The 24,721-nt window shown below is 67.9% G+C and carries 25 protein-coding genes; 5 read left to right on the top strand and 20 right to left on the bottom strand.

From position 1 onward, the window contains the following. Positions 1 to 75: 75 nt before the first annotated feature. From WA640_RS20300 to WA640_RS20275, 6 genes are all read right to left on the bottom strand, one after another. Positions 76 to 2,040, bottom strand: coding sequence for a HelD family protein (locus WA640_RS20300; protein WP_442904795.1), 1,965 nt, complete (start codon positions 2,038 to 2,040; stop codon positions 76 to 78). Positions 2,041 to 2,189: 149 nt separating this feature from the next. Continuing rightward, a complete protein-coding gene (locus tag WA640_RS20295) occupies positions 2,190 to 2,723 on the bottom strand; it encodes a hypothetical protein (RefSeq protein WP_146148016.1) in 534 nt (177 codons plus the stop codon). An 84-nt stretch (positions 2,724 to 2,807) separates the two neighbouring features. After that, positions 2,808 to 3,101, bottom strand: coding sequence for a GNAT family N-acetyltransferase (locus WA640_RS20290; RefSeq protein ID WP_106363327.1), 294 nt, complete (start codon positions 3,099 to 3,101; stop codon positions 2,808 to 2,810). A 38-nt stretch (positions 3,102 to 3,139) separates the two neighbouring features. Next, positions 3,140 to 4,612, bottom strand: a complete 1,473-nt coding sequence (locus tag WA640_RS20285; RefSeq protein ID WP_335990110.1) for an MFS transporter — start codon at positions 4,610 to 4,612, stop codon at positions 3,140 to 3,142. Next, positions 4,599 to 5,261, bottom strand: a complete 663-nt coding sequence (locus WA640_RS20280) for an LppX_LprAFG lipoprotein (protein WP_335990108.1) — start codon at positions 5,259 to 5,261, stop codon at positions 4,599 to 4,601. Before WA640_RS20280 ends, WA640_RS20285 begins: the two co-directional genes overlap by 14 nt. Positions 5,262 to 5,265: 4 nt before the next feature. Further along, complete coding sequence (locus WA640_RS20275) at positions 5,266 to 7,140, bottom strand: hypothetical protein (RefSeq protein WP_335990105.1); 1,875 nt, start codon at positions 7,138 to 7,140, stop codon at positions 5,266 to 5,268. A 296-nt stretch (positions 7,141 to 7,436) separates the two neighbouring features. On the opposite strand from WA640_RS20275, the gene WA640_RS20270 reads away from it, so the two are divergent. After that, complete coding sequence (locus WA640_RS20270) at positions 7,437 to 8,048, top strand: hypothetical protein (RefSeq protein ID WP_335990104.1); 612 nt, start codon at positions 7,437 to 7,439, stop codon at positions 8,046 to 8,048. A gap of 52 nt (positions 8,049 to 8,100) precedes the next feature. Here WA640_RS20270 and WA640_RS20265 read toward each other — a convergent pair whose 3' ends face one another. The 9 genes from WA640_RS20265 to WA640_RS20225 all read right to left on the bottom strand — a co-directional run bounded on the left by WA640_RS20265 (position 8,101) and on the right by WA640_RS20225 (position 17,018). Beyond that, positions 8,101 to 9,084: a glycoside hydrolase family 11 protein gene (locus WA640_RS20265; RefSeq protein WP_335990102.1), complete on the bottom strand. Its 984-nt coding sequence runs from the start codon at positions 9,082 to 9,084 to the stop codon at positions 8,101 to 8,103. Between the two features lie 197 nt (positions 9,085 to 9,281). Then, a complete protein-coding gene (locus tag WA640_RS20260) occupies positions 9,282 to 10,487 on the bottom strand; it encodes an MFS transporter (protein WP_335990101.1) in 1,206 nt (401 codons plus the stop codon). 84 nt (positions 10,488 to 10,571) lie between these two features. Continuing rightward, positions 10,572 to 12,659 (bottom strand): recombinase family protein, encoded by a 2,088-nt coding sequence (locus WA640_RS20255; RefSeq protein WP_335990098.1) that lies wholly within the window; start codon positions 12,657 to 12,659, stop codon positions 10,572 to 10,574. A gap of 397 nt (positions 12,660 to 13,056) precedes the next feature. Continuing rightward, complete coding sequence (locus tag WA640_RS20250; protein WP_335990097.1) at positions 13,057 to 13,272, bottom strand: hypothetical protein; 216 nt, start codon at positions 13,270 to 13,272, stop codon at positions 13,057 to 13,059. A gap of 122 nt (positions 13,273 to 13,394) precedes the next feature. Next, entirely contained in the window at positions 13,395 to 14,255 is an 861-nt protein-coding gene (locus WA640_RS20245; RefSeq protein WP_335990096.1) for a TRM11 family SAM-dependent methyltransferase, read from the bottom strand. Continuing rightward, positions 14,248 to 14,904 (bottom strand): hypothetical protein, encoded by a 657-nt coding sequence (locus WA640_RS20240; protein WP_335990093.1) that lies wholly within the window; start codon positions 14,902 to 14,904, stop codon positions 14,248 to 14,250. Before WA640_RS20240 ends, WA640_RS20245 begins: the two co-directional genes overlap by 8 nt. A 208-nt stretch (positions 14,905 to 15,112) precedes the next feature. Then, positions 15,113 to 15,499: a hypothetical protein gene (locus WA640_RS20235; protein ID WP_335990092.1), complete on the bottom strand. Its 387-nt coding sequence runs from the start codon at positions 15,497 to 15,499 to the stop codon at positions 15,113 to 15,115. Between the two features lie 179 nt (positions 15,500 to 15,678). After that, positions 15,679 to 16,197, bottom strand: a complete 519-nt coding sequence (locus WA640_RS20230; RefSeq protein ID WP_335990091.1) for an NUDIX hydrolase — start codon at positions 16,195 to 16,197, stop codon at positions 15,679 to 15,681. A 206-nt stretch (positions 16,198 to 16,403) separates the two neighbouring features. After that, complete coding sequence (locus tag WA640_RS20225) at positions 16,404 to 17,018, bottom strand: hypothetical protein (RefSeq protein WP_335990090.1); 615 nt, start codon at positions 17,016 to 17,018, stop codon at positions 16,404 to 16,406. Positions 17,019 to 17,202: 184 nt separating this feature from the next. On the opposite strand from WA640_RS20225, the gene WA640_RS20220 reads away from it, so the two are divergent. Then, the gene (locus WA640_RS20220; RefSeq protein WP_335990088.1) at positions 17,203 to 17,394 is read left to right on the top strand and encodes a hypothetical protein; all 192 of its coding nucleotides are present in this window, start codon (positions 17,203 to 17,205) and stop codon (positions 17,392 to 17,394) included. A 1,467-nt stretch (positions 17,395 to 18,861) separates the two neighbouring features. On the opposite strand, the gene WA640_RS20215 is transcribed toward WA640_RS20220, so the two are convergent. The 4 genes from WA640_RS20215 to WA640_RS20200 form a co-directional block, all read right to left on the bottom strand. Beyond that, positions 18,862 to 19,800: a hypothetical protein gene (locus WA640_RS20215; RefSeq protein WP_335990086.1), complete on the bottom strand. Its 939-nt coding sequence runs from the start codon at positions 19,798 to 19,800 to the stop codon at positions 18,862 to 18,864. Between the two features lie 143 nt (positions 19,801 to 19,943). Next, entirely contained in the window at positions 19,944 to 20,621 is a 678-nt protein-coding gene (locus WA640_RS20210; protein WP_335990084.1) for a hypothetical protein, read from the bottom strand. A 100-nt stretch (positions 20,622 to 20,721) separates the two neighbouring features. Further along, positions 20,722 to 21,009, bottom strand: coding sequence for an Lsr2 dimerization domain-containing protein (locus tag WA640_RS20205; RefSeq protein ID WP_335990082.1), 288 nt, complete (start codon positions 21,007 to 21,009; stop codon positions 20,722 to 20,724). Positions 21,010 to 21,128: 119 nt separating this feature from the next. Continuing rightward, positions 21,129 to 21,575: a histone-like nucleoid-structuring protein Lsr2 gene (locus tag WA640_RS20200; protein ID WP_335990081.1), complete on the bottom strand. Its 447-nt coding sequence runs from the start codon at positions 21,573 to 21,575 to the stop codon at positions 21,129 to 21,131. Here WA640_RS20200 and WA640_RS20195 point away from each other — a divergent pair. From WA640_RS20195 to WA640_RS20185, 3 genes are all read left to right on the top strand, one after another. Further along, the gene (locus WA640_RS20195; RefSeq protein ID WP_335990079.1) at positions 21,574 to 21,738 is read left to right on the top strand and encodes a hypothetical protein; all 165 of its coding nucleotides are present in this window, start codon (positions 21,574 to 21,576) and stop codon (positions 21,736 to 21,738) included. The two genes, WA640_RS20200 and WA640_RS20195, sit on opposite strands and share 2 nt — an antisense overlap. Positions 21,739 to 22,218: 480 nt before the next feature. Next, on the top strand, positions 22,219 to 23,421 hold the full coding sequence (locus tag WA640_RS20190; RefSeq protein ID WP_335990078.1) for a recombinase family protein: 1,203 nt from the start codon (positions 22,219 to 22,221) through the stop codon (positions 23,419 to 23,421). After that, a complete protein-coding gene (locus WA640_RS20185; protein WP_335990077.1) occupies positions 23,418 to 23,801 on the top strand; it encodes a hypothetical protein in 384 nt (127 codons plus the stop codon). The genes WA640_RS20190 and WA640_RS20185 overlap by 4 nt, the downstream gene beginning before the upstream one ends. A 268-nt stretch (positions 23,802 to 24,069) precedes the next feature. Here WA640_RS20185 and WA640_RS20180 read toward each other — a convergent pair whose 3' ends face one another. Then, positions 24,070 to 24,705, bottom strand: a complete 636-nt coding sequence (locus WA640_RS20180; RefSeq protein WP_335990076.1) for an HAD domain-containing protein — start codon at positions 24,703 to 24,705, stop codon at positions 24,070 to 24,072. Positions 24,706 to 24,721 lie beyond the last annotated feature (16 nt).

Raw genomic sequence — 24,721 nt, 5'->3', positions numbered from 1 at the left:
CTCGGCGTCAGCATATTGTGACCAAATCGGTATGAGCCCGGAGGCGGGCGCCACAGCCGACCCGGCCACCGCCCGTCACGAGGCCATCTGGGGCGGCAGGTCCCGGGCGTGGACCACGGTGAGGCGCGAGACGGCGCGGGTGAGCGCGACGTACAAGTGGCGCAGGCCGACGCCTTCGACGGTCGCTCCGCCGGTGGCCGGGGCTTCGACGATCTCGACGGGTTCGACGACCACCACGTGGTCGTATTCGAGGCCCTTCGCGAGGCTCGCGGCGACGAGCTCGACCCGCTCGGTCCCTTCGAGGACCGGCCGCAGCGCCTCGGCGCGCGCGTCGGCGGCGATGACCCCGACGAGGCCTTCCTCCTGGAGGGCTTTGGCGACCGCTTCGCGAACGCCCGCTTCGAGATCCGCAGTCCTGACGTGGTCGAGGGACCCGTCCGAGCGGATCGAGCGGGCGGGGGCGACGCCGACGCCGAGGTGCGGCAGGACCCGGTTGGCGAGCTCGATGATGACCGCGGGCACGCGGAACCCGGTGGTCAGCTCGGTGTGCTCGGCCTGGTCCTTCCCCAAGTGCCGCATCTGGTCCGTCCACGAGGACGCGGCCCACGGGGTGGTCCCCTGCGCGAGGTCGCCGAGGACGGTCACCGAGCCCTTCCCGGAGCGGCGGGCGATGGCCCTGCACTGCATCGGGGACAGGTCCTGGGCCTCGTCGATCACGATGTGCCCGAAGGACGCCGACGGGTCGCGCAGCTTCAGGTGCGACTCCACCTCGTCCGAGATGAGCAGGTCGGCGGCGCTGGGCTTGGCGAGCTTCCCGGTGAGCAGCGCGGCCTCGTCCTCGGTGAGGATGCCGCGGGTCGCGTCCGCGCGGAACGCCGCGTCCGTGTACAGCTTCTTCATGACGGTCTTGGCGTTGAGCCCCGGCCACACCGCGTCCATGAACTGCTGGACCGCGGCGGTCCGCTTGATCCTGGTGCCCCACTTGGCGTCCGGGGAGTGCCCGGAGCGGATCTCGGCCTGGCGGCGCACGCCCTGCACGATCGCGTCCTCCAGGGCCTTGCGCCCGGCCGTGTAGGTGCGGGTGTGCTTGCGGGCGTTCGCGAGCGCCTCCTCCAGGAACCGCAGGCCCAGGCGCCAGCGCCATCCGGCGTCGGCGATGAGGAGGCCCTCGTCGGCGGTCACGCCGCCGTCTGCGGCGGTGCCGATGTGGCCCCAGACGGCGCGCTCGCAGACCAGGGCGATGCGCTCGTCGTGCTTGACGAGCGCGGCCTCGTGCGTGTCGGTCCCGGTGGCAGTGTGGGCGCCGGTGAGCTGCTGGACGGTGACCTGCCAGACGGAGGTCTCGCCCAGGGTGGGGAGGACCCCGGCGATGTAGTTGAGGAAGCCCTCGTTGGGGCCGACGACGAGGACGCCGGACTTGTTGAGCTTGTCGGTGTAGTTGTAGAGCAGCCAGGCGGCGCGGTGGAGGCCGACGGCGGTCTTGCCGGTGCCGGGGGCGCCCTGGACGCACAGGTTCGTGGTGGCGTCGCGGCGGATGAGCTCGTCCTGCTCGGGCTGGATGGTGGCGACGATGTCGCGCATCGGGCCGGTGCGGGGGCGCTCGATCTCGGCGGTGAGGATGTCGGAGGCGACCTCTTCGCCGAAGACGAGGTTCTCGTCCTCGAAGCCGGTGAGGGTCCCGTTGTTGAAGCCGAAGCGGCGGCGCTTGGCGACGTCGCGGCGGTCGTGGGCGGAGGCGCGGTAGTACTGCTCGGAGAGGGGCGCGCGCCAGTCGAGGACGAGCGGGTCGCGGTTGCCGTCGAGGATGTGGCGGCGGCCGATGTGGAAGTCCTCGCCGTCGTCCATCCAGATGCGCCCGAAGAACAGGGCGATGCCGCGGTCGGTGAGGTCGGCGAGGCGGGGCACGGTGTAGTTGGCCATGGCCCAGCCGAAGAGGTGGTCGGAGCGGACGTCGCCGAGGCCGAGGTTCCGGGTGGACTCGTCGAAGTCCCCGGAGTAGATGTTGTGGATGCCCTCGGTGAGCTCGCGCATCGCGGCCATGGCGGCGCGGGCGCGCTCATGGTGGTCGATTTCTGCCTGGAGTTCGGTTTCTGACACAGGAGTCTCCCCGGTGGATTTGTCAGAGTTCACGGTTGCCTGAAAGGCGAACCGTCGACCCTACCCGGGGTTGACCTGGGACTGCAATCGATTTAGCGCACGCTGAGCGGCTTGACGTCGACGAGCCGCCCGTCGTCGCGGTGGAGGACCCAGCCGCCGCCGGGCGCGAGGTCGCCGTCCGGTTCCTGCGCGCGCTCGGCCAGGTCGTGGCCGTCGAGCGCGGCGGCGCCGACCAGGAGCGCGCACAGCACGGGGGCCTCGGCGCACACGACGGCGGTGCGGCGCGGGTCCGGGAGGGCCCGCAGGGCGCGGGCGGCCAGCCAGACGGCGGCGTGCGCGGGGCTGAGCGCGGGCGCGTCCCTCGCCAGGTCCGGGGAGGCGAGCGCCTGGAGGTCGAGGCGGCTCGCGAGCGGCGCGAGCGTGTCGGCGCAGGCGCGGCCGGGCCCCGACAGCAGGGTCGTCGGGTTGTACAGCTGGAGGAAGTCGGCGAGCGCCCAGGCGCGCCGCGACTGCGCGTCGGTGAGCCGGTCGCCGGGGTCGTCGGCGACGTGCCGGAGCAGGATGAGCGCCGAGAGCATCAGCGGCCTCGCGGGGCAGGGGGTCGTCGCATATCGACGATGCTTCATCCCTTGATGAACGGCAGTTGAACCCGCAGTTTGCGCAGAGGTGAACAGTCCGCAGCGGTGCGGCCTAATGCCCCTGAACGGCCGCTACCGCGGCACGTAGCGCAGGTCCTCGTACTCGTCGTGGCGCTGCATCCACCGGTCCACGAACGGGCAGGTCGGGTACGCTTTCGCGCCCTTCTCCCGCAGGTCGTCGAGCGCGAACCTGACGAGCCGATCGCCCCATCCCTGCCCGCGCAGGGACCGGTCGACCTCCGTGTGCGGCAGCACGATGAAGTCCTCGCCCTGCATGTACTCCAGGTACCCCAGCACCTCGCCGGCGTCGTTGCGCAGCTCGTACCGCTGCTCGCCCGCATTCTCCACAACCGAAAGATCCGCCATGCGGCAACCATATCCGGCCGGGCGGCTCCGAAGCCCGGCTAAACGGCGCTCGTCACTCTCACCCGGCCCGGGAGCGCCACGGAGGCGACCGCGCCTGCGAGGCAGATGAAGGCAGCGGCGGTGAAGACGTCGGCGTACTGGGCGGCGAGGGCGCGGTCGATCGCCTCCAGGTAGGCCTCCTGGCGGGAGAGGAAGACCGACTCGGAGATGCCGAACGGGAGGGGCGTGTCGAGGTCGGCCGTGGACTCCTGGAAGCGGTGGAGGCTCCAGGAGGTGAGGGCCGCGACGCCGATGAGCATCCCCATCATGCGGGCGACGACGGCGAGCGCGGCGGCCGTGCCGTGGCGGTCCTCCGGGACGACGCGCAGCGCCGCCGAGGACAGGGGCGCGACGGTGAGGCCGAGGGCGGCCCCGGCCAGGCCGAGGCCGAGGGCGATGTGCGGGACGGCGTCGGCGATCCACACGTACGCCAAAGCGGCCGTGGCGAACCCGGCGAGGGCCGGGACGCGCTCGCCGTAGCGGGACGCGAGCGCCCCGCCCGCGACCGCGCCGAGCGGCAGGCCGACGAGGAACCACATGAGCAGCAGCGCGCCGCCCGCGGAGTCCAGGCCCAGGAGCGTCTGGGCGAGCAGCTGCGTGTCGACGAGCGTGACCATGAGGACCGCGCCCGCGGCGGCGCTCGCGGCGAGCACGGCCGCGTAGGGGCGCCATTTGACGCCGTCGGGTTCGAGGAGCCGCACCGGAGAGCGGCGCTGCTGGAGGACGAACAGGGCGAGGACGACGGCCCCGCCGACGATCGCGACCGGGCCCCACGGCGGCAGCACCGCGTCCTCCGGTTCGGGGTTGTACAGGCCGATCGTGAACAGCCCCAAGGCGACCGCGAGGAGTGCGCCGCCGAGGAAGTCGATGCGGCCTTCTCGGCGCGCCGTGTCGCGCGGGAGCGCGAAGTGGACGGCCAGGGCCGCGAGGACCGCGAGGGGGACGTTGATCCAGAAGATCCCGCGCCAGCCGACGAGGGCCGCGATCCCGGCGCCCGCGAGCGGCCCCAGGACCGCGCCGAGCTCCTGCGCGGCGCCGATCCACCCGAGGACCACGGCGCGGCGCTCGGCCGCGAACAGGTCCGCGGCGAGGGCCATCGTCACCGGCAGGAGCGCCCCGCCCGCGAGGCCCTGGAGGGCCCGGCCCGCGACGAGCGGCGCGAGGTCGAGCGAGACGGCGGAGATGATCGAGCCGATCGCGAAGGCCGCCAGGCACACGTGGATGACGATGCGCCGCCCGAACCGGTCCGAGACCCGCCCCAGCAGCGGCATGCCCGCGATGTAGCCGAGGAGGTACCCGGTGACCAGGGGCGTGGCGCGCTCCAGGTGGTTCGCGGGGATGTCGAGGTCGCCGATCATGTCGACCAGGACGCTCACGAGGACGTACGCGTCGATCGAGCCGAGCAGGACGGCCGCGCCCGCGGCGGTCAGGGCCGGGCCGCGGCGGGGGGCCGGGAGGTCAGGGGACCGCAATGTCCACCGGCTCGTTGTAGTCGTCGAGCAGCAGCGTCACGGTCGCGTCCCCTTGGGCGAACTCGGCTTTCACGACTCGGAGGGTCTCCTCGTCGAACCACACCGTCGCCGTGTTCCACTCCCCCGCGGCGGGCAGGAACTCCGCGAACGCCGCCGGGTCGAACACCACCTCGTACCGGTACGTGTCGAACCCGCCGACCGCCTCGGTGTCCTCCGGGGTCGCCGTCTCGACCGCGTTCAGCAGCGCCGCGATCCCCGCGCCCGGGTCGAGCAGGACCGTCGGGTCGTACGGGAGCATCTCGTCCCCCACCGGGATCTCCTGGTAGCCGCCGGTGACGCCCTTGACGTAGGCGCTGTCCCCGACGATCGTGTAGTCCACTTCCAGGTCCATGCCGAGCGCGGTGATCGTGCCCGTGCCCTCGGCCTCGCCGTCGGCGGTGACGACCCCGTCGGCGCTCTTGACCGACAGGCCCTCGACCTCCCCGTCGACCGTCAGTTCGAAGTGGACGGACTCGACCTCGGCCATCACCTCCGACGCGCTGGGCAGCACCTCGTCCGCGGCGGGCACCTCGTCGGCGCCGTCCGAACAGGCCGCGAGGACAGTCAAAGCCACCAGAACACCGACGAGCTTGGGAGGAGCCGTTCTCATCGCCTCATCCTATGCCGTCCTGCTTCTCACGGCGATCGTGCGCATCGGCGAGATGACGTTGCAGCACACTGTGGCGAAACTGGTAGGAGGCTCCCACCTTGCGAAGGACTCCGCGGGCGCAGGCGTCATCCAGGAACGCCACGAGGTCCCTCGGCAAGAGCCCTTTCGCGGCAAAGTATGAGGTCGCCGCAACATATCCCCACCAGGAGGAGGTTTTGAGAAGGCTGAGCGACAGGACCAGTGCGACGACCATGCTCACGGGGGTGAGCCCGATCCCCAACGACAGCAATACCACCATAGTGATGCCAATGAGCACAAATCTCACCAAGAAGCCCCGGCGGTCCAACTGAAGCGATTCACGGGGGCCGGCGCTGACCGGAGTGTCAACGGATTTCACTTGGTCCACGATGATCGCAAGCACCGTTATCGGGAGGCAGAGATACAAGCCGGCTTTCAAACCGTCGGCGATCACTTCACTCCAGGAGACCTCTATGTCGAAGGCAAAGCCGAAGACGAGCACGAGAACGGGCCCACTGACAATGCCCACCAGGACCGCCTGGCCTAGAAGGCGCATCGTCCCGCGGAAGGAGGACATCGCCAATCGTCTAGGGACCGGGTAGAGATGTCGGATCCAATTCGATGGCAAGACGATGTATGCGATCAGGACTCCGAAGATGATGCTTGCCAAAGACCCGAGAACGGAGATCCTCGTCATGGCATCCGACGAAGTGACGACAACGATGTCCCATCCCATAGATGAGAGCAAGTAGGCGACGGATACAAGTGCAGCCGCTAGTCCCACCAGGGCCCGGAAGAGAAGCCGGGCACCTGCTGGAACTTCCTCGAGAAACTTCCACCATGACATAAGCTCAGCATTTCGACGCTCCATAATCGCTGCCAGCAGTTGAAGCCAGCGCTCGGGATCTCCCTTCCAGTACCTGTACACCGCCGGGACGAACATACCCAGAAGGTGGCTCCTGATCGCATGCTTGTCTGGGAATCGCAGCAGCTCTGAGGGGTCGGCATTAGTCATGGAGTAGCCGGTCAAGGCCAGACTCGACATGAGCGGGCTCGACAGTGCCTCAGCCAGACTGCTCTCAGGATCTTCCCTGAGCGCTGCTCGAACCCCACGCCACTCGGCAGCACTCTCAGCATCCAGAAACTCAATGATCATCGCTGCCTCGAGCGGCTTCAGTTCGATCACATCAGCCGCGCCGAGCGGCCCCTGTTTCCTCAACACCTTCCGCAGCGGTTCAATCTGGCTGGTGAGCACGAAAGGCTGATCCTCCCCGAACCAGCGTTCGATTTGAAATGCACCCTTTTCCCATTGCACGTCAGGAATTTCGTTGAATCCGTCGAGCACTGGGATGAGATGACCTTCCTCGACTAGCAGTTGCGAGTCCCTACGGCTGTAACCGAATTCCGTCCGAAGCTGCAAGGCAAGCCAGTCACGAATATCATGCTCCTCGGGTCGCCACGACCCGAGCATGAAGAGCGCCGGCACCCTGCCGCCCAGCTCGGCTGATCGATAACCCTGCAAATCACGAACCAGTTGCACCGCGAGAACCGACTTGCCAGAGTCCGATTCCCCAGTTACGACGAGCTGTCGATGCGTCGTTTCCAAATACTGGAGGGCAAGCGAACCTGGTGTTCCACCATCACGGGAACTAGGGGAACCAAGGGTTGTTGACCAACGAATCCTCAACGGACACCGAGACTTGTTGCCCAAGATCGACTCCCATCCTCGCCAGGTCTCAACGACCGCTCTTGAGAGCCGGGCCCTGATTTCTTCAACCTCCTCCTCGGTCAAACGATGCCGGCGACCCCATCCATGGTGCTGAGCGATGCGGGAGCTGAGAGCCGCGGCGATGCTGATCACTACGACCCATGCTGCCGTTTCCCCCGGTGAGGCACCGGCCATCTTCGCTGAGGCATACGCGCTCAGGCCCGCCAGTATCCCGATTGCACACATGCGAGTAGTAGAATCCATCGCCCCAAGATCCATCCCTTCCGAAAGGAGTAGGCATTCTACACCTGCCCAAGCCGCGGAAGCTCATTCTCTTGCTTCTCGTCCCCGGCATACTCCTCGCAAATCGGGTTTCGCAAGCGAGGCACGTGGTCCCCGCCCCGAATCTGTACGCAAAGAGGCTGTCACAACTCTCATCCCTGGCCGGGATGTCACTCGGCTTCGTTGTGTCGGTCGCGTACATCGACGAGACCGGAGCAACCTGGCTTCTCAGCCAACCGCTTGCGATTTGGATGTCCTTCAGCGCCACCGCAGCCGCAGCCTATCTGCTTACGCCGATGTTCGTGGATTTCTCTGGACTCGCAGACGGGCGCCCCGCCCTCCTCAACCGGGCCTGGTCTCGGGTTCCAGTGCGGCTCGGGCTCCTCTTTCTGGGAATGATCTGCTCCGGAGCGCTGTTCGAGCTGAGCTTCAGCGATTTCAGCCTCTTCCCAGGCGACCGGATCATCCTGATGCCATGTACCTGGACGGCGATATGCTTCACGTTGCGGTCCTGGCAGCTCGCTCGCCGCGACACGTTTGGGATTGCAGAGTTTCACCCGGCTCTGCCGCACCTCATCGCGCCGACCGCCTCCTGGTTCTCGGCATTTCTTTCAGTTGCGGTTTTTGCTCCTGAACCGATTCCCGATCTCTGGCGTTGGATCATCATCTGTGGCGGCATCACGAGTGCAACAGTGCCCGCAGCTGTGGAAATATGGTCTCTTCGCGGCTCAATGCGGAGCCTTCCGGCGTTTTCAAATGCCGCGATCGAATATCCGTAGGTAGCCGGAGGGACCACCCCGTCTCGGGCGGTCCCTCCATGTTTGCCGCGACTCAGGCGCAGCCGACCGTGGGCCAGTTCCAGTTCCCGTTGGCCTGGATCGTCAGGCCGAACGTGTTCCCGGCGCCGTTCGGGGTCGCCACGAGCGTCTGCGCGTTGGGGTACGACGCGTTGCAGTTCCAGGTCGCGAGGACCTTCGCGGGCGACGGGATGTTCAGCGTCGTCCGCCAATCGCTCTTGCCGGAGACGGTGACGTTGAGGTTGTACCGGTCGCCCCAGCTCTGGCCCGCGGACAGGACCGCGGTGCAGGCGCCGCCGCCACCGCCCCCGCCGCCTCCGCCGGAGCTGTCGAGGGTGATGTTGGAGCTGCCGGTGGACTGGTAGCCCTCGGTCGCCATGATCATGTAGTAGCTGAAGGCGCCGAGGTTCATGCCCGCGCGGGCCCAGGCGTCGAAGTGCTCGCCGGTGTTGATGGTCCCCGAGGTGCGGTTGCCCTGGCGGACGCTCCAGTACTGGTTGAAGGTCTTGGTGCCCTCCACCGACGGGGCGTTGTAGCGGGTGGACTGGCCGAGCCAGTAGGTGCCGCCGCTGGTGGTGAGCGTGCCGCGCTGCGAGGCGCCGCTGCTGGGGTTGTAGGGGCCGTGCGACTCGACGATGTAGTACTCGACCAGCGGGTTCGAGGTCCAGCCGTACAGGGCGAGGTAGCCGTTGCTGCCGTGGTTGACCGAGCCGCTGTAGTTGACGGTCCGGCGCCCGCCGTTGGCCCAGCCCTTGCCGCCGACCCAGTTGTTGGCGCCGTTCCACTGGGAGCTGTAGTTCCCGCCGGCGCCGAGGGTCATCGACGCGCGGCCCTGGGTGTCGGTCCAGAACGAGTAGTAGTAGCCGTTGTGGGTGCCCTCCTGGTTGGTGGTGATGACCTGCTGCGCCAGTGCGGCCTCGGGCATGACCAGCCCGGAGGCCCCGAGCGCGAGCGCGCCCGCGCCGCCGAGCAGCAGGCTCCTGCGGCTGAAGAGGCTGGGGGGAGGGTTGAACTTCATCCTGTCTCCTCGGAAGGGTGCGAACCGGTCCGCCGAACGCCGACCGTATCGAGAGACATCTATTTCTCGATAGAGACCATCGTGGACCGCTCCCTCCGACGTGTCAATAACTTCCGGAAAACTATCGGAACTTTCTTGATCCATTTGTCCGAAACTTTCGGAACCAGCACAGCGAAAAGGCCACTCGCGATATTCGGTCAGTCGCGCTCTGCAGTGACACCGACCGAATCGTCGGAAGGCGTTGCCGCGGGCGGGCGGCGGGTCAGCAGGAGTCCGACCGCTGCTGCGGCGAGACCTGCGAGGCCTGCCGCCGCAAAGCCGCCTGCCGGGGCGGTGAGGTCGATCGCGAATCCGGCGAGCGGGGCGCCGACGGCGAGGCCCGCGCTCTGTGCTGAGGACTGGAGGCCGGTCGCCTCGCCGCGGACGGGGGCCGGTGCCAGCGCGCTCACTGCGTCGGCCACTGTGGAGAGCGTTGGGGCGGTGAGAAGGCCCGCGATGACGGCGGCCGCGGCGAGCCAGCGCCAGTCCGCGGCGAGACCGAGGGGGATCGTCGCGAGCCCGAGCAGGCCGAGCAGCAGCCAGGTCGGCAGCGACCGGGCCTGCGAGCCGTAGATGAGCCCGCCGGTGACGGACGCGATGCCGAGGACCGCCACGACCAGGGCCGCCCGGGACACCTGGTCGGCTTCTTCGAGGGTGGCGATGACGGCGAGGTCGATGCCGCCGAGCAGCGTCGTGACGCCGACGGCCATCGTCAGGACCGCGATCATGCGCAGGTTCAGCCATTCCCGGCGCGGGGGCCGCGGGCCGGTGTCGGCATCCGCTTCGTCGGCGGTGCGCAGCGGCGGGTTCAGCAGGCCGATCCATGCGCCGCCGACTGCGATGGCGGCGCCGACGCCCCACGCCACCGCTTCGGGAGACGTGTTGGCCGCGAAGAGGATCACGACGGCCGGGCCCACGAGGTACGACAGTTCGCCTTGCACCGCTTCGAGCGCGAACGCTGCCCGGCGCTGCGGCACAGTGGTCATCGCGGCGATCGCCTGGCGCGTCACCGACTGCGCCGGAACCATCAGCAGTCCCGCCGCGAGCGAGGCGACCAGCAGGACGCCGTAGGACATGAGTGGCACGCTCAGCCAGAACACCGCCTGCGCGGCTACGGTCGTCAGCACCACCGTGCGCAGTCCGCGCCAGTCGATGAGGCGGCCGAGCAGCGGCCCGCTCAACGCGACCCCGGCGGTCAGCGCCGCCGCGACGCCGCCCGCCGCCGCGTAGCTCAGGTCGAGGGCCAGCACGACGAACATGATCAGCGCAGTCGCATTGGCGGTGATCGCGGTGCGGGCGAGCAGCGAGGATCCCATGAGCGATGCCATCCCCGGCACCGCGAGCACCTCTCGGTATCGGGTCACCCGCGCGATGCTAGATCATCAATGCGGCTTGGTGAACCGCTGCGGCATGGGGAACGCCGACGATTCCCCTGCGGCAACGGCGCCCTACCGCTGGAAGTAGGTGCCGTCATCGGCAGTGATCCCCTGCGCGGGCAGCGCTTGAGGCGCGGGGGTCGAATTCAGCAGCGGCCTTTGCCCAATCGTCGAGCCCATAGCCCCCCTTTTGGCTCCATGGCCGCCTGCGGGCAGGGGTGATCCCCTCGTGGTTTGGAAGGAAAAATGCCCTCTAGCTGGGCTGATGCAGAGTGCCCCCGGCAAGGCTGTTTGCAGAACCTCTACGCGCCGGGCCGCGGTTTCGGCCCCCGCCAGCCGCGATTCCGCAGGTCGCGTTTCTGACCGCTCCTCGGCGATTCCGACGATCTGGGTTGCCGTGGTGCTGACCGAGTCGATGGTCTCGCCGATCAACGTGATCTTGAAGGCGGCGGTTCGGGTGTCGTGGTCGTAGCTGATCTCCAGCCGGAGCGACTCGAACAGTCGGCGGGAGACTTCGTCGGGGAGCGACCCGAGGTCGACCGATCCGACCGGGAGCCCATCGAGCAGACCCGGGTTCTCGGTCGGCGCGGCCTCTTTCAGCAAGGCGGCTCGACGTTCGGCAAGGGCGCGGTGTTCCGCGTCGAGCTCGGCACGCCTGCGGCTGATGTCGCCGAGAAGGGCCTGGTCGAGATCGTCGGCGATTTCGAGTGCGCTGACCAACCGCCGAGATTTGACCTCGTTGTCGCTCATCGCCTTCTCAAGGGCAGCGACGGTCTCGTGGTGTTCGCGCTGGCCTCGCATCAGGCGGTCGGCACGCTCGTCGTCGTCCAGCCGGTGCCGATAGGTCCCGAAGACCCGGTCGTTCAGGAAACCCTCGAGCGCTTTGAGGAGCTGGTCCTCCCGAACTCGAATGGCCCCTGGGTGTTCGGGGCCGCGCCAGGCGGGCTTGGGGTTGCACGCGTAGTAGACGTGGCCCTTCATGGTGTTTCCGCACATGCGTCTGCCGCACATCGTGCAAGTGATGTAGCTGCGGAGCCGGTAGACGCGCTTGGTTCCAGGCTTACGGTTCTTGCCGGCGGCGGAGCGCGAGCGGTCTTTCTGGCCGTGGACTTCTTGGGCCAGCAGCCAGGTGTCGAGGTCGATGATCGCCTCGTGGATCGGCATCGGCGACCACACCCACTCCTCCACCGGGTTGATGCGGTTGCGGCCTGCGCCCTTGCGCGCTCGCCGGTTCCACACCATGTACCCGGTGTACTTGGGCTGGGTGAGGACTTCTCGGACGTTCGAGTAAGTCCAGCGTCCGACTGCTCGAGTCGGGTCGACGGGGATCGGCGGTGGGTTCAGCACCAGGTCGGCGTTGAGCCGGTCGGCGATGGCCTGGTACGCAGTTTGTTCGGCGATCCGCCATTGGTAGATCTTCTGCACGACAGCGCACTCGACCGCGTCGGTGACCAGCCGGGTCTTCTTCATGCCTCTGGCGCGCTTGGCGCCGACCGGGTGGGGGATGCTCTCGGCCCGGAACCCGTAGCAGGGCTTGCCGATGTTGAAGCCCTGCTGCGCGTGCTCTTCGAAGCCATCCCAGGACTTCTCGAGCATCTCGGTCACGTACCACTCGGAGACGCCCTGCTTGACCCGTCGGGTAAGGATCTGGGTCGAGCGTTTTGACCGGCGGCCGATTCGGGAGAAGTCGTACGGTTCGTCGGCGGCGATGAGGATGACTCCGGCCTGTTCGAGTCGGTTCTCGATCTGCGTGGAGATGTAGGACTTGCGGCCGATGCGGGAGATGTCCTCGCAGATGACGATGTCGAAGCGCCGGTCGGGACGTTCGGCTTCGGCGAGGAGGTCGTCGATGCCGCCGTCGCGTGGGATGGGGATGTTGAACCGTTCGTGGGCTTTGCCCTTGCCGCGCTTGTCAAGGTCGAGTCGGCCGGACTCGATGTCGTAGAAGTGCGCGACCACAGCGGCGTTGGCGGGGAGCTTGTCCGTGGAGTTGCGCAGTTGTCGAGGCAGCGACAGCGTCGGATCCTGGGCATCGTAGGTTGAAGTTCGCCCGACCCAGGCAACGGTGATGAAGTCGCTGCCAGCGGGGGTGAAGATGGAGTCGCTGCCGCGCGAGAATCGTGGCCCGGTCCACTCTTGTACGGATGCAGGGCTACTCATCGCACACCTGCTCGCGCGTCGTTCGGCTCGTCGGCGACGATGAGCCTGATACCGCATTCGTGGAGTCGGCTCCGGATCTGTTGGTAGACCAGGGTGTTGCGGGCCAGGGCTGAGTGCGCATGGCACACCACGACTTCGAATCGCCGATCCGCTCGGCCGACTTCGGAGAGGAGGTCGGCAAGCCCGCCGTCGCGGTCAAACGGAAGTACGATCGCAGTCCAGTCCTGCTCGCGTCCGCGGTCTGCCGGGGCTGCGCAGCCCGATCCGATGTCAGCGAACCGTGCCGTGAGCTCCGCGCCGGGAGGAAGGGCGTCGGCCGACCAGCGAAGTTGCGCCGCCAGTGCCCGACCTGGGTCATCAGCAGCATGAGCTACCCGCCCGGTCCACGCCGCTCGCGTCACTGCCCCGGATTCTCTGGCGTCTCCCGCTTCTTGCTCTGTCGGTTTCGGCTCGTGGCCATGCATTCGAGGACCTCCCGTATCGCGTCCGATTGCGCCTGACGAAGGCGCAGTGCTTCGGGGCCGTAGACGTACTGCACATCGAGAACGGCGCTGAACTCCATGAGGTCAGGCCGCGAATCGACGCCCTCGTCGATTCCGGTCTCAACGGACATGTCGGCCCCGTATCCGCGGACCGTACGAGGACTCGCGGGGGAAGTCGAGTCCTCAGCGCGGCATGCTCCTGCGTCGGTTCCGGCCATCGAACCGTTGCCAACGCCCGAGTGCTCTGGGCTGCTCATCGCGGCTTCCGGAAGATGAGCACGTCCTCGTGCGCTCGCAGAACGACTCGTCGTCCCTGGGCGCGGAGATTCCTGGTGTTTGTCAGGTGGAAGAACGTCGCGTGCGGGCGGAGCATGGTGCCGTCCCAGCGCGCTAGCAGCGCCACGCAGCGGTCGACGAGGGCGAACCCGGTCGCGAGTCCAGCCCTGACGACGAGGGAGGGGAAGTCGACCAGGCGTCCGGCGTCAGTGAACGGCCGAGCGGTGACCACCATGTGCCCGCCTGGCTTGAGTGCCAGGAGGCAGCCGGTGAAGACCCGTTCCAGTCCTGAGGACAGGCGCGGGAGCGATGAGGTCGCGAGCGACTCGGCCGCTGCTTTGCCCTCGGCGTAGCGGTGGTTGCGGTTGCGGATCGCTCCTCCGGTGACCCGGGCTGTGTCGGGCTGGCCGTGGGTGACCGCCCCGTAGGGCGGGCTGGTGAGCACCATATCCACGGGCGCTTTCAGGCGTCCGCGATCGAGCAGTGCGGCGAGGTCGCCGGCGTCGCCTTGGAACACTTCACCCCACCGGCCCGGGCCGGTCTTGAGTGCAGCCGCGACGTTCGCCCTGGCGTGGGTGACCCATTCGGGCTCCAGGTCGACGCCGTAGGCGCAGCGACCGGCCAGGATCGCCTCGACTAGGCTGGTGCCGACGCCGGCCATCGGGTCGAGGACCACGTCTCCGGGCCGGGAGTACCGCTCGATCGCGGTCCTGGCGATCGCGGGCCACATCTTCGCCGGATGCCGGTTGCCGGCGACGTAGGCGCTGCTGCGCTGGTGCCGAGGTTGGAGCTGGCCGGTCGCCCACACGCTCGGGACGGGGATCTTCGGGTTACGCACGGGTGCCTCCCGACCGTCGGGCGTGCTTACTCCAGATGCCGACCGCCCAGTGCCGCTCGGCCTCCGGCTGCTCGCCCTCGGCGGCGCGGACTGCAGCGTCGAGCGTTTCGGGTGCGGTCGCGATCAGGTAGGCGGTGAAATCGAGCGAGGAGGCACCGCCTCCGCTGGTATCGGCGTCGACGAGCGTGGCGATGTCGATGGCGTCCTGGTCGGTGCGCCCAAGAACGGCCAGTACTCCGCCGGGCTTGAGCGCGGTGAGCGCACTTTCGAGTCCTCCAGGGCAGTGGAGGAGCCAGCTGGAGGCGCACACCATCCCCAGGCCGTTCTCGGGCCGAAGCTTCGGTGCGAGCGTCGTTTTGGTGACGAGGTGGTGGGCTACTCGCTGACGGGCAGCGTCTGGCAGGGTCGCGAGCTCGCGGGCGCTGGTGGTGCGGGAGCGGCTGTAAGCGCGCGTGCAACGGCCCGAGCGTGGGATCGCGGTCCAGCCAGGCAGGTCGATCGCGGCCACCGGGCCGGTCGGGGCGATTTCGACCAGGAGCCCCGCGACAAGGTCGGTTTCCCCGTCGACAGTCCAGACCGACAAGGGCACGTCCAGACCGCCGTAGCGGTTGACCGCCAGCGGTGGCTTCGAGTTGGTTCGGTTCGGCAAGTCATCGTCTCACCGGACACCGATAGATCCAGGCCCCTTATATAGGCAGGGTGCGCGGCCGCTTCCGCGCCGGGTGCATGGGGTGCGCGCACCCGATTATCCACGTAAACAGCACGATAGTGTTTTAAAGTGGGTTCGCGGCCGAAGCGACGGTGCGGCGAATCTCCGGCCAGCCGACGCGGTGCCTGAGTTTGTTGACGGTTGGAGCCTAGCCGTGGCGGCGCCTCTCACGTAGCAACGCCACATCGACCTCGCGGGCCAACAGGTGCTGCACGCGTGCCCGTGCGAGGAAGCAGATAGCTCCGGCGATCAGTCCCGTCGCCGCGACGATCGCGGCGGTCGCCGCTGCCGAGTCCGCGGACAGCCAATCAGGCATCGGCGCGGACCGACTCTCCTCGGTTCCCGGAAAAGGGTCGATCAACTGGATCAGCCACCTCACCATGAACGGCAACGCGAGGAACACGATCAAGACCGGCAGCCGCAGTGTCCACTCGCTGGGGATACGGCCCTGGCGCTGCGCGATGAGACTCGCCACGACCGAGAACCCGGCGAGCACCACCGCTATCGCGATCAATGGGGCGCCGACTGCACTCATAGATGCCGCACACCGTCCCTTCGAAAACGCTCTCAACACAGCAGGCACACGGCGGTGCCTGCCAGCTCCATCTTCACATGGTTGCTTGCCGTGCAGATCGCATTGGACACCCGGTGCCCCTGATCCCACGGCACGGGCCACGTGTTGCTCCTCGAGGTCCCGGATCTTGCAGTCGGTGTTCAGGTGGACGTCTGCACATCAGGCCGGGCTGTCGTCGGTTCCTGCTCCAGTCGCATCAGTTCCGCCAGGAGACCGGCATGGTTCTCCAGGAGAAATTGGTGGAGTGTCTGGGGCCGCAGCTCGACATCGGCGAGCGCGTCGGACGACAGCGTGATCCGGTCGACCAGATAGGCGCCCCTGGCCGGATCGAGGAACTCGCTTCCCGAGCGCTTCAGTTCGTCCAGCGCCTTCAGACGAGTGAGGAAGAACCGCTGTGTCCCCACCCGGTTCCCTTCCGTGGTCCTGATGAAGTACACCGGCAGTACCGGGCCCGAGATGGCGCCGAGCTCTTCGGCGAGTTCACGGCGCAGGGCCGCCTCGTCGGAGACATCGGTGTCCTCGACGCCGCCGCCGGGAGTGGTCCAGTAGGGCGCCTGGCCAGGCTTGACTCGTCGTATGAGGACCAGGCGGTCGCACTGGTCGATGAGAATCGCTCGCGCGCTTCGCCGCGCCGCGATCACACCCGGCTGCTCATGCACACCGGCCACAGTACGCGCCGCCCGCGTACTCGCACCGCCCCCACCCACAAGCTTGGCATCGCATCGTGTGAGGAATCATCATGACGCGCGCTGTTCCTTGGCGCTCACGACTTTTGAGGAAGTTGGACGGCGCGGCGGCTCGCGAGCCACTGACCCTCGCCTGGTCTGCCGGTCGGTGCCGGGCAGGGCGCGGACGCGGGGCCCGGTCATGCGAAGGGTGCCGATACTGGTGCGAGGGTGGCCTCGTCGATCTGGTCCGCGGTGTGGGACAGGAGGCGCTTCCCGGTCGGGGAACCGCTCGGGCGCCGCCACGCATCGCGCGCGCACGGGCGTACACCCAACGAGATCATCTCGATGAGCGCGGCGGTCTTGAGGGTCCGCCAGTTCCGCGGATCGAGCCCTGCGGCGCGGCAGCGGTGGTGCAGACGCCGGTCGAGGTCGCCGATGCTCCAGGGCCTGCCGGTCCCATCGGTGAACACGAGCTGCGCCGGGTTCTTCCAGACCGGGCCCGCGGCCTTGGCCGCCTGCTCCTGCTGGCGGCGGTGCCAGTCCAGGGCCGCAGCGGTGCGCGGCCCGATGGGATGGCGGGCGCGGGTGGGTACCAGCTCCCTGATCTCGGGCACCCATTCCTCGGTCGGGAGCCACACACCGCGCAGGTCCCGGTCAAAGTGAGGCCAGGTGACCTCGGTGACCTCAGTGGCGCCGAGCCCGATGGTCAGCGACGACACGTAGCCGACGGCGAGCGGATCATCGGCGTCGAAGGCGCTGTCGAGGAGGCGGTGGAGGTCGCCGAAATCGAGGAAGGGGGTATTCGGGTCCATACCCAGGTCAACGATCGTCACGCCCGGCGGTGACGGCATCGACCCTGGGGGCGGACCGGGTTACATGGCTGGCCGTTCGTTCCTCGTGAATTCGGCTGCACGTCCTCGCCCGTCGAGGCCGACCCCCGCCACCAGCGCGAGGGGCGCGTTCCTGGGGTCACAGTGGCGGCGTAGCGTGGCGTGTATGGACGCTGTGGACGAACCGTTCGGCCTGGTCACTGCGCTGCCCGTCCCGGTGCCCGGGTCTGAGGGGTGCGAGGCGTGTGGCGGGCTCGGCACCGTCGAGTTCATCCCCGAGCGCGATGCCACCTCATGGGTGACCGTGGGCCGGAGCCTGCCCGAGCACCTCCGCCCCTGCCTCGTATGCCGGAACTGAAGTCACTAGACGGATCTCGCACCGTGAAAAACCGGGGGACCCACATCGGGCCCGGGGGTGCTACGTTGAGGTGGTCGGGGACGCCCGACGCGCCCCGTACTTGCGGGGATGATCCGAGATAGGATTTTAGGTACAAGTTGCCCTGCACCTGCGGGGATGAGCCGGCTTGGAAGCCTGGCGTTGAGAGGAAGCCCCGCACCTGCGGGGATGAGCCAGTCACCGTCATGGACGAATGGACAATGGCATAACTGAGCCCCGTACTAACGGGGATGAGCCGTGAGCCGTCGCGTATGTGTGGACGCCTGAGGCGCTGAGCCCCGCACCTGCGGGGAACCTGGGGGGGGTCTGACGACCCCCCTTCACACTGTCCGCAGCGCGTTTCCACACATGGCAGCCGTCGAGTCGTGCAGGCGGGGCAGAACCGGGGATCCTCGCGGTGCCCAACCGGTGGTCGCCCCCGTCCCGCTCGATATTAGGTGGTGCGACGCCGACGGCTTCGCGACTCACCCTGCCCAAGCTGAGTGTTTGCGGTCCTGATTCGCGGTGCGGCACTCAGGGCACCGACACCGGTACTTGATGTAGGTATAGGCGACGCCGTGGGAGCGGCGTGGATCTCTGCCGTCCATAAGCGCCGCATCGATCCGCTCGCACCAGTTCCGATCCCATTGACGTCGCCCGTGCACCGCCTGCACCGAGACCTTCACCGACGCGCACGCCTCGGCCAGGCTCACGCCCGCAGCAATCGCGGCCAGCAGCGTGGGCGCAACAGCCTCCAACCGGGCGGCCTGGATCCGGCGCGCTGACGCCCGGCCCTGCTCGGTATTGGCGCGGCGTGCTTGAGGGTCGGCGTGGTCCCCCAGACGGTACCGGGTCGACGGCCGCCGCTGGGCATGCTCAAGTCGGCGCAACGGAGCGCCTCCGTTCACAAAAACAGGATCCCCGTGGCGGCGGGGCGGACAATCGCCGGTTACGCTCCGGCACATCAAAAGGCGGCTCATCCCCGCAGGAGCGGGGCGTACGCCATGCTCAGACTCGTGCAGTGTTGGCAACATGGCTCATCCCCGCGGCGGCGGGGCTCCGCGGTGAAGCGGTTGGACGTAGCGTAGCGGAACACGCCCCAAAGTGGAACCCCCAGGTCGCCCCTCGATCTCGATCAGCCGCTACGGGCTTGAGTCTGTCCGATGCCGACTCGCGACCTTGGATATGCCATCGATGACCGGTCGTCTCCCGCAGTGGCGCATCGGACCATGCTGTGACACATGGCCCTTGCCGCCTTATGGAATTGGGGCCGACTTATCAAGGTGTCGTCCATGAGGGTGGAACGGCGGTCAGGCGAGAAGGATACGGCTGACGCGGCCCCGCGACGCTGCGCCCACCCAATCGCCCGGCGCAGACGTTCGCGGCACCCGATGTCCCCGCCGAAGGTCAGCACCTGACAGCGACGAGTCCCGCCGCCCTCGGGTGCGCTCAGGCGGCATTCAGGTCCGCGCATGTGACGCAGTAGTCGTGCTTCGCGGGCGTTCTGCGGCAGCCCGGCACAGCGCACCAGTTCGCGTCCCGGCAGGTGTCGCGGTGCATTCGGCGGGCGAGCGCCACGGCGGCGTCGAACTGTGCGCCTGCGGTGCCCCTGCGGCCGCTGGCTTGCAGGGACTGGAGCTCTCGCAGTCGCGCCTCGGTCCGAACCGCTTCAACGACCGCCGGTCGGTCCGCATCGGCCTCGGCCTGCTCGCACAGCCACCGAACGCGCGCCAGGACCTCCGGGCCCCGCGCCATCGCATCGACCAGCTCGGGCCGGATCACACCGGGGCCAACCGTGCCCGTCATGCGCGCCAAGTGCTGAATGCGCATCAGCAGCGCCTCGGCCACGGCTTGCACCGGGCCTTCCTGGAGGAGCGCATCGGCAGCGAAGCGGGCCGTCCACTCGTCACCGGTGCGATCACAGGGCGCCTCGGGCGGCGGTCGCACCGGCAACCGCCCGAGGACAATCGCGAAGGCCGCCCCGAGCCCCAGTCCGGCCGCGATGCCTGCCAGGACCGCTCCAACCGTGCCGCCAACGCCCCACGCGAAGACCGCCAGCAGCACCGGCACGATCGCGGGCCACCACCGGCGCCAGGCGATGCCGAGGCGGTGCGCGGCCCGGCGGTACGCCCGCAGCGACCCCAGACCCGCCTCCTCGGCCCGCCCTTCATCAGTCCCAGCACGCCACGCGATCCAGTCCTGCCCGCCGTCAGCCCACTCCCGCACCAGTTCGCGCCGCTCGCCCGGATACAGGCGCCCGCGACGGCGCCGCGACCCGAACGCAAGCATCCGCGCCGTCCGGTCCTCACCCACCGCGTGCAGATACACCCGGTCCTCCAACCGGCCACCCCGGCGAAGGTCGACCCGGTAGCGCACTGCGAACTCCACGCCTCTCATCATCAGCCCTCCCGCCAGCCAAGCGCAGGACAACACGCACGATCCCTGCCCGTCCCCCCGAGCCAGTGCTCTATGCCGGGCGCGTCCCAAGGTCGGACCCCGCTGCCGCGCGACCTCGGCTCCGTGCAACCGGGCTACTCGGCGGCGACGCCGGCCTGTGTGCCCTCCGCTTTCAGCGCCATCACGTGCTCGTAGGTCGCGGGCAGGTAGTCCCTGAGTATCCAGGCCGTATACGACTGGTCGGTGAACGGGTAGACCGGGTCCTCGCCCATGGTGACGGCCGGGTCGTTGGAGTAGTCGGCGAATACGTACATCACCACATCGGATTTGCGGGCGATGGCCGAGAGCACATAGCCGGTGCTCGACCGCCCGCCATGGTAATAGGAGTCGTCCCACTCGCCTGCCGCCTCCTGCGGGAACGCCCCACTCACCACGCCGGAGTATTCGGTACCGCCAGTGTCGAGCGCCCAGGTAAGCTGCTCAACCCGCTCCCCAAAATTCTCTGCGGCTTCGGTGTCCGAGTCCCACGGGGCGACTCCGACATCGATGCTCGTATTACCTGAGAAAGTCCGGTTGCCGGTGACCTCGGACTTGTGCTCGTAGGCGGGCAATGCCGCAACGTACGCGGTGCAGTTGTACGCTTCGCCGTCCATGCCGCCGGGGATGTCCGTCGATATCAGACCATTCGTCCCCCATGCCGTGATGCCCATGTGCTCCTCGAGCGCAGCGAGGTCGTTGAGCGCGGTGCACCCGTCCCACTCGGCCATGACCGAGTAGGATCCGATATCCGCGTCGCTCCCATCAGGGTTCATCGTCCCGCCCTCCCCGGGGACCGGTGCCCGAGAGGAGCAGCCGACCACCAGCAGCGCGCTGGAGGCCACGGCAGCCGCGAGTGCGGGCCAGCTCGGCCGTCTACTGGTAGACATCGCTCATCGCCCCCTGGATGCGGCCGGCCGACGGGACCGGGCGGCCGGTGATGGCGGCCTCAGCCTTGGTTCTCATGCGACCGGGTTGCGTCCGGATCGGGCCGATCACGGTACTGACCTCGATGTACTGTGCGAGCAGCGCACGGAACTTTTCCGCGTTCGCCTCGGAGAGGTCAATCGCGTAGAGATGTCGGTCGAGGGCATACACGATCGTGGTGGCGTCGGGCTCGCCGGAGAGGTCGTCTCGCAGCGTCGTGGTGGTTTCGGTGGTCATCGGTTTGCCTTTGCTGTCGTTGGTGATCGGTGCGTTCCCGGTGCGGCCGTCGCATGCAGCCGCGCCGTCGGCGGATGCGGCTGGGCGGGGTTGCACCACGGCCCAGCGGCCAAGATCGGCTACGGAGCCGGGACGGCCGGGTTCAGCACCGGGTCGGCGGTGCCGGCCGCTGCTGTTGTTTGGCGTGCAGCGGCGAGTCCGCTACGCCGGGTCTGGTGCTCGGCTAGGGCCTGCTGGTAGGCGGCCTTGACCGCTCCGGGAATGCGGCCGTGCTCGGCGATCGCCATCCCATTGCGTTGGGCCCATGCCCGGATCTGGGCGTTGTGGCCGGCGTTCGCACGCGGTTGCCGCTCGCCGGCGGTGCTCTTGGTGGTCCGCCCGGCGATGCGCAGTCGCCCCTCGCGGGTCCCTGCCTCGGTGTAAGGCGCGAGGAGGCGCCGCAGGTCGTCCTCGTGCTTGGGTGAGAGGTCGACGGTATAGACGCGGTCGTCGAGGGCGAATCGGACCGGCGTGGCGCCGGAGGTGCCGTCGAAGTCGTCGATGAGGATCGTCTCGATGTGTCGCATGGCGGTTGCCTCCTTGTGGTCGTGTTGCATTCTCAATGCCGGTTCGGTCGCCGACGCAGCAAGCGCGGAGTCAGCACAGTTACCGCAATTCGGGCGCTTCATCCTGAGTGAACTCAGCAGCGACGATATGGAATCGACCAAGATCGAGTTGAACAACGACTAGTTCTGGGTGTTCACATTCATGATCCTGACAGCAGACTCGTGGTAAACGCCAGTCCAGAAGGCAGATTCGCACTTGCAGCGATTACAGCTCTGCTAGAAAAATGTTGACTTTCACGCCTACGAATCCGTTGCCGAGCCATCCCGTGCCCAATGGCCATCACGACTCCTATCTGGGATCACAGGACACGGATATGCCTGAAGGTCCGAATCGGTGTCCGGAGACTTTCCACAGCCAGACTCTTCACGTCATCAGCGCACCCCGAAGCGTGAATACGGTCGCGTGACCCCAATACGGGAGCCCACGAAGTCGCCGAGACCCTCGCGCAGGCACCTGGCGAACCGAGCAGTTCAGGTACCCTGTCGGTCGTATCCCGCATGCGCGGGTTCTTGTCGCTTCAGACCGTCCCGTCATTTCCATTGCCTCGACGCGGTTTCGCCATCCGCGAGCACCTCACCGGGGCCCAAGACAGAAACCTGATGTATGACCGCCCCGATCGATCTTTCCGACCTTCCCGGATTCACGCGCCCCGGGGACAATCGCGTGCATGTCACCGCGTTCTTGGGACGAACCTCCACCAAGGACAATCAGGATCCACGTACGTCCATTCCCGGCCAGGCGTCGGTCTGCGCTGCACGCCTGACCGACAGCTCCGAGTTCGACCAGTACTTCTGGGATGTGGAGAGCGGCTACACCCAGTTGCAGGACCGCAGCCAGCACGATGATGATTACTACGCCGAGCTGGGGGTGCCGCTGCGCCGCGACGGCGGCATCAACGACCTCCTGGCAGCCGTCGAAGCCGGCACGATCACGCGGGTCATCTGCGAACGCTCCGACAGGGCCGCCCGCGACATGCTCGCCATCCTCACCGTCGAGACGTTCCTCGAACGCCACCACGTCGAGCTCGTCTACGCCACCGAGCCGCCGAAACAGCGCCCCGGGGCCCTGTCCGCCAGCGAGCTGCACATGCGCCGGGGCTCCCAGATTCACGCCGAGATCTTCCGCGCGCAGATGCTGGAGTCCTCCGGGCGCGGCCAGCGCGAGCATGCGGCACAGGGCTACAGCCACGGCGCCGCACCGTATCCGTACATCTCGGTCATCGATCCTGATGCGCCGGTCCCCGACGACCGGTTCCTGCGCCGGGCGAAACGGCGTCTGGCGAAGCACCCGGACGCACGCCGCTGGGCCGCGGTGGAGCTGATGGCGCAATGGCGGCTGCGCGAGGAGGCCGACTATCGCGACATCAGGGACCGTCTGAACGCCGACCTCGACCTGTATCCCTACGACAGGCCGGGCGGGCAGTGGTCGGTCCAGCGGATCCGCAAGCTGCTGCTGAATCCGCGCCTGACGGGGTACGCGGTGTTCAATCGTCGGTGCAACCGGGCGGGGTGGGCGCCGAACCCGATCTCGGAGTGGACGTGGTCGCGGCAGATCGCACATCCTGCGGTGTTCACGGTCGGGGCATGGGCGCGGATGATGCGCATGGACGCTGCGGAGCGGCTGGCCGGTGATCCGCTGGGGCAGTTGCGGTACGCCGCCGAGCAGCGCGGCACCGCGTTGGATCTAGTGCGCAGCGATGGGCTGCATGCCGTGTACACGATCGGCGGCCGCGAAGTCACCCTCCCCGCGGCGGATCCGCCCCAGGCCGCGGTCGACGCGGTGCTGACCTGGCTGGAAGCGGCATGAGCGAGGCAGGACGCGAACTGGTGCCTGTGGTGACCGTTCCTGTGCATCGGCACGGACGCCTGTGGGTGGTCGAGCTGCCCGCAGACGGGGTGTGGACGTGCGGGCGATCGCTCGACCAGGCTCGTGAGCGCAGCCATGCCGCGCTCGCGCTGGCGCGCGAAATCGGCCTCGATCAGGTGACCGTTCGCGTCCGGCTGGATGGTCCGGAGATGGATGCGTTGGAGCAGGCGCGCGAGCGCGAGCGCGCGGCCTTGGCCGCGGCGGTGGTGCGGCTGCGTTCGCAAGCGGTGCCGTGGCCGGAGGTTGCACGGCTGCTGCAAGTCAGCCAGCGCGAGGCACGGCAAGCATTCGCGGAGGCCAGCGCGACCACCGCGGGGTAAGGGCAATGAGCTCATGGACGCAGCGGCTCTCGACGCGACTCCAGTGCGGTACCACGGGAAGGTGAGCGGCAACGTCGATGAGTTCGGTTGGGTCGCTTCGTCGTTCATGGCAGTGCCATTGCCGCCTCGGTGTTGGGGGCTAGGGGCTCGGTCGCGTTGACGCAGTCGCAACCGACTGGCAGACGGGTCGTCATGCTAGACGGGCCAGGTCCGGTACCAGGAGGCGCGCGATCAGGCCGCTAGGGTCGCCTCCACACCTGAGATGTCATCAGCCGGCAGTGTCCCGCAAGGCCCGGCGATCCTCTCCTGCGACGACCTTGGCAATGAACCCCCAGATCCGCTCGATGTGGACTGGCTCAAGCCCGTGTCGGCTCTTCGGCCGGATTTCCAGACGCAGGCCGCCGAACTCGGTCACGTCGTCGACGTCCCCGGCGAGCTCGTCGTCACACCACACATAGGAGCGTCCGGCTGCCGCGACCCGGTCGATCACCGCATGCTTCGCGGCCGGGACCTCTCCGGTCGGCAGCAGCTCGGGGATGGCCCGCGGCCAGCGCGGCAGGTAACCCCACAGGTCCTCCAAGGGCGCAACCTCCGGGCCCCAGGAAGTAAGCCAGACCAGGCGGACCCGGGGATGGTGGTCGAGCTGCCGCAGTTCGGTGACGAGCGCCGGGGACCAGGTGACGTTATACTCACCGGTCTCGGTGCGGACGTGGCGACGCTCGATCCGCGAGTCCCATTTCGGGCGGCGGGCGTTGAGTACCCCGTCAATATCAGCGAAGACGAGCACGTCGACGCTCGTGTCAGCAAGGACGTCCTCGAATCGGGGCGGTGCAGTCCAAGACGTGTCCGGCACGTCAGTGGTGTTCGGTGCAGACCGGGAGCTCCTGGGTTCATTCTCGCGCATCGCTGTCAGCGTACCG

The organism is Glycomyces sp. MUSA5-2, from assembly GCF_037034145.1.
Classification (GTDB): domain Bacteria; phylum Actinomycetota; class Actinomycetes; order Mycobacteriales; family Micromonosporaceae; genus Glycomyces; species Glycomyces artemisiae.
This window is presented reverse-complemented; position numbering and strand designations above follow the sequence as displayed.

Excerpts from the sequence above, each read along its gene's own strand:
- WA640_RS20210 (WP_335990084.1), bottom strand. The coding sequence starts at position 20,621 with ATGAACCCTGATGGGAGCGACGCGGATATCGGATCCTACTCGGTCATG.
- WA640_RS20300 (WP_442904795.1), bottom strand. The coding sequence starts at position 2,040 with ATGGCCGCGATGCGCGAGCTCACCGAGGGCATCCACAACATCTACTCC.
- WA640_RS20200 (WP_335990081.1), bottom strand. The coding sequence starts at position 21,575 with ATGCGACACATCGAGACGATCCTCATCGACGACTTCGACGGCACCTCC.
- WA640_RS20180 (WP_335990076.1), bottom strand. The coding sequence starts at position 24,705 with ATGCGCGAGAATGAACCCAGGAGCTCCCGGTCTGCACCGAACACCACT.
- WA640_RS20195 (WP_335990079.1), top strand. The coding sequence starts at position 21,574 with ATGGCGGTTGCCTCCTTGTGGTCGTGTTGCATTCTCAATGCCGGTTCG.
- WA640_RS20190 (WP_335990078.1), top strand. The coding sequence starts at position 22,219 with ATGACCGCCCCGATCGATCTTTCCGACCTTCCCGGATTCACGCGCCCC.
- WA640_RS20280 (WP_335990108.1), bottom strand. The coding sequence starts at position 5,261 with ATGAGAACGGCTCCTCCCAAGCTCGTCGGTGTTCTGGTGGCTTTGACT.
- WA640_RS20205 (WP_335990082.1), bottom strand. The coding sequence starts at position 21,009 with ATGACCACCGAAACCACCACGACGCTGCGAGACGACCTCTCCGGCGAG.
- WA640_RS20265 (WP_335990102.1), bottom strand. The coding sequence starts at position 9,084 with ATGAAGTTCAACCCTCCCCCCAGCCTCTTCAGCCGCAGGAGCCTGCTG.
- WA640_RS20290 (WP_106363327.1), bottom strand. The coding sequence starts at position 3,101 with ATGGCGGATCTTTCGGTTGTGGAGAATGCGGGCGAGCAGCGGTACGAG.
- WA640_RS20225 (WP_335990090.1), bottom strand. The coding sequence starts at position 17,018 with ATGGACCCGAATACCCCCTTCCTCGATTTCGGCGACCTCCACCGCCTC.
- WA640_RS20295 (WP_146148016.1), bottom strand. The coding sequence starts at position 2,723 with ATGAAGCATCGTCGATATGCGACGACCCCCTGCCCCGCGAGGCCGCTG.
- WA640_RS20255 (WP_335990098.1), bottom strand. The coding sequence starts at position 12,659 with ATGAGTAGCCCTGCATCCGTACAAGAGTGGACCGGGCCACGATTCTCG.
- WA640_RS20270 (WP_335990104.1), top strand. The coding sequence starts at position 7,437 with ATGTCACTCGGCTTCGTTGTGTCGGTCGCGTACATCGACGAGACCGGA.
- WA640_RS20185 (WP_335990077.1), top strand. The coding sequence starts at position 23,418 with ATGAGCGAGGCAGGACGCGAACTGGTGCCTGTGGTGACCGTTCCTGTG.
- WA640_RS20235 (WP_335990092.1), bottom strand. The coding sequence starts at position 15,499 with ATGAGTGCAGTCGGCGCCCCATTGATCGCGATAGCGGTGGTGCTCGCC.
- WA640_RS20250 (WP_335990097.1), bottom strand. The coding sequence starts at position 13,272 with ATGTCCGTTGAGACCGGAATCGACGAGGGCGTCGATTCGCGGCCTGAC.
- WA640_RS20220 (WP_335990088.1), top strand. The coding sequence starts at position 17,203 with ATGGACGCTGTGGACGAACCGTTCGGCCTGGTCACTGCGCTGCCCGTC.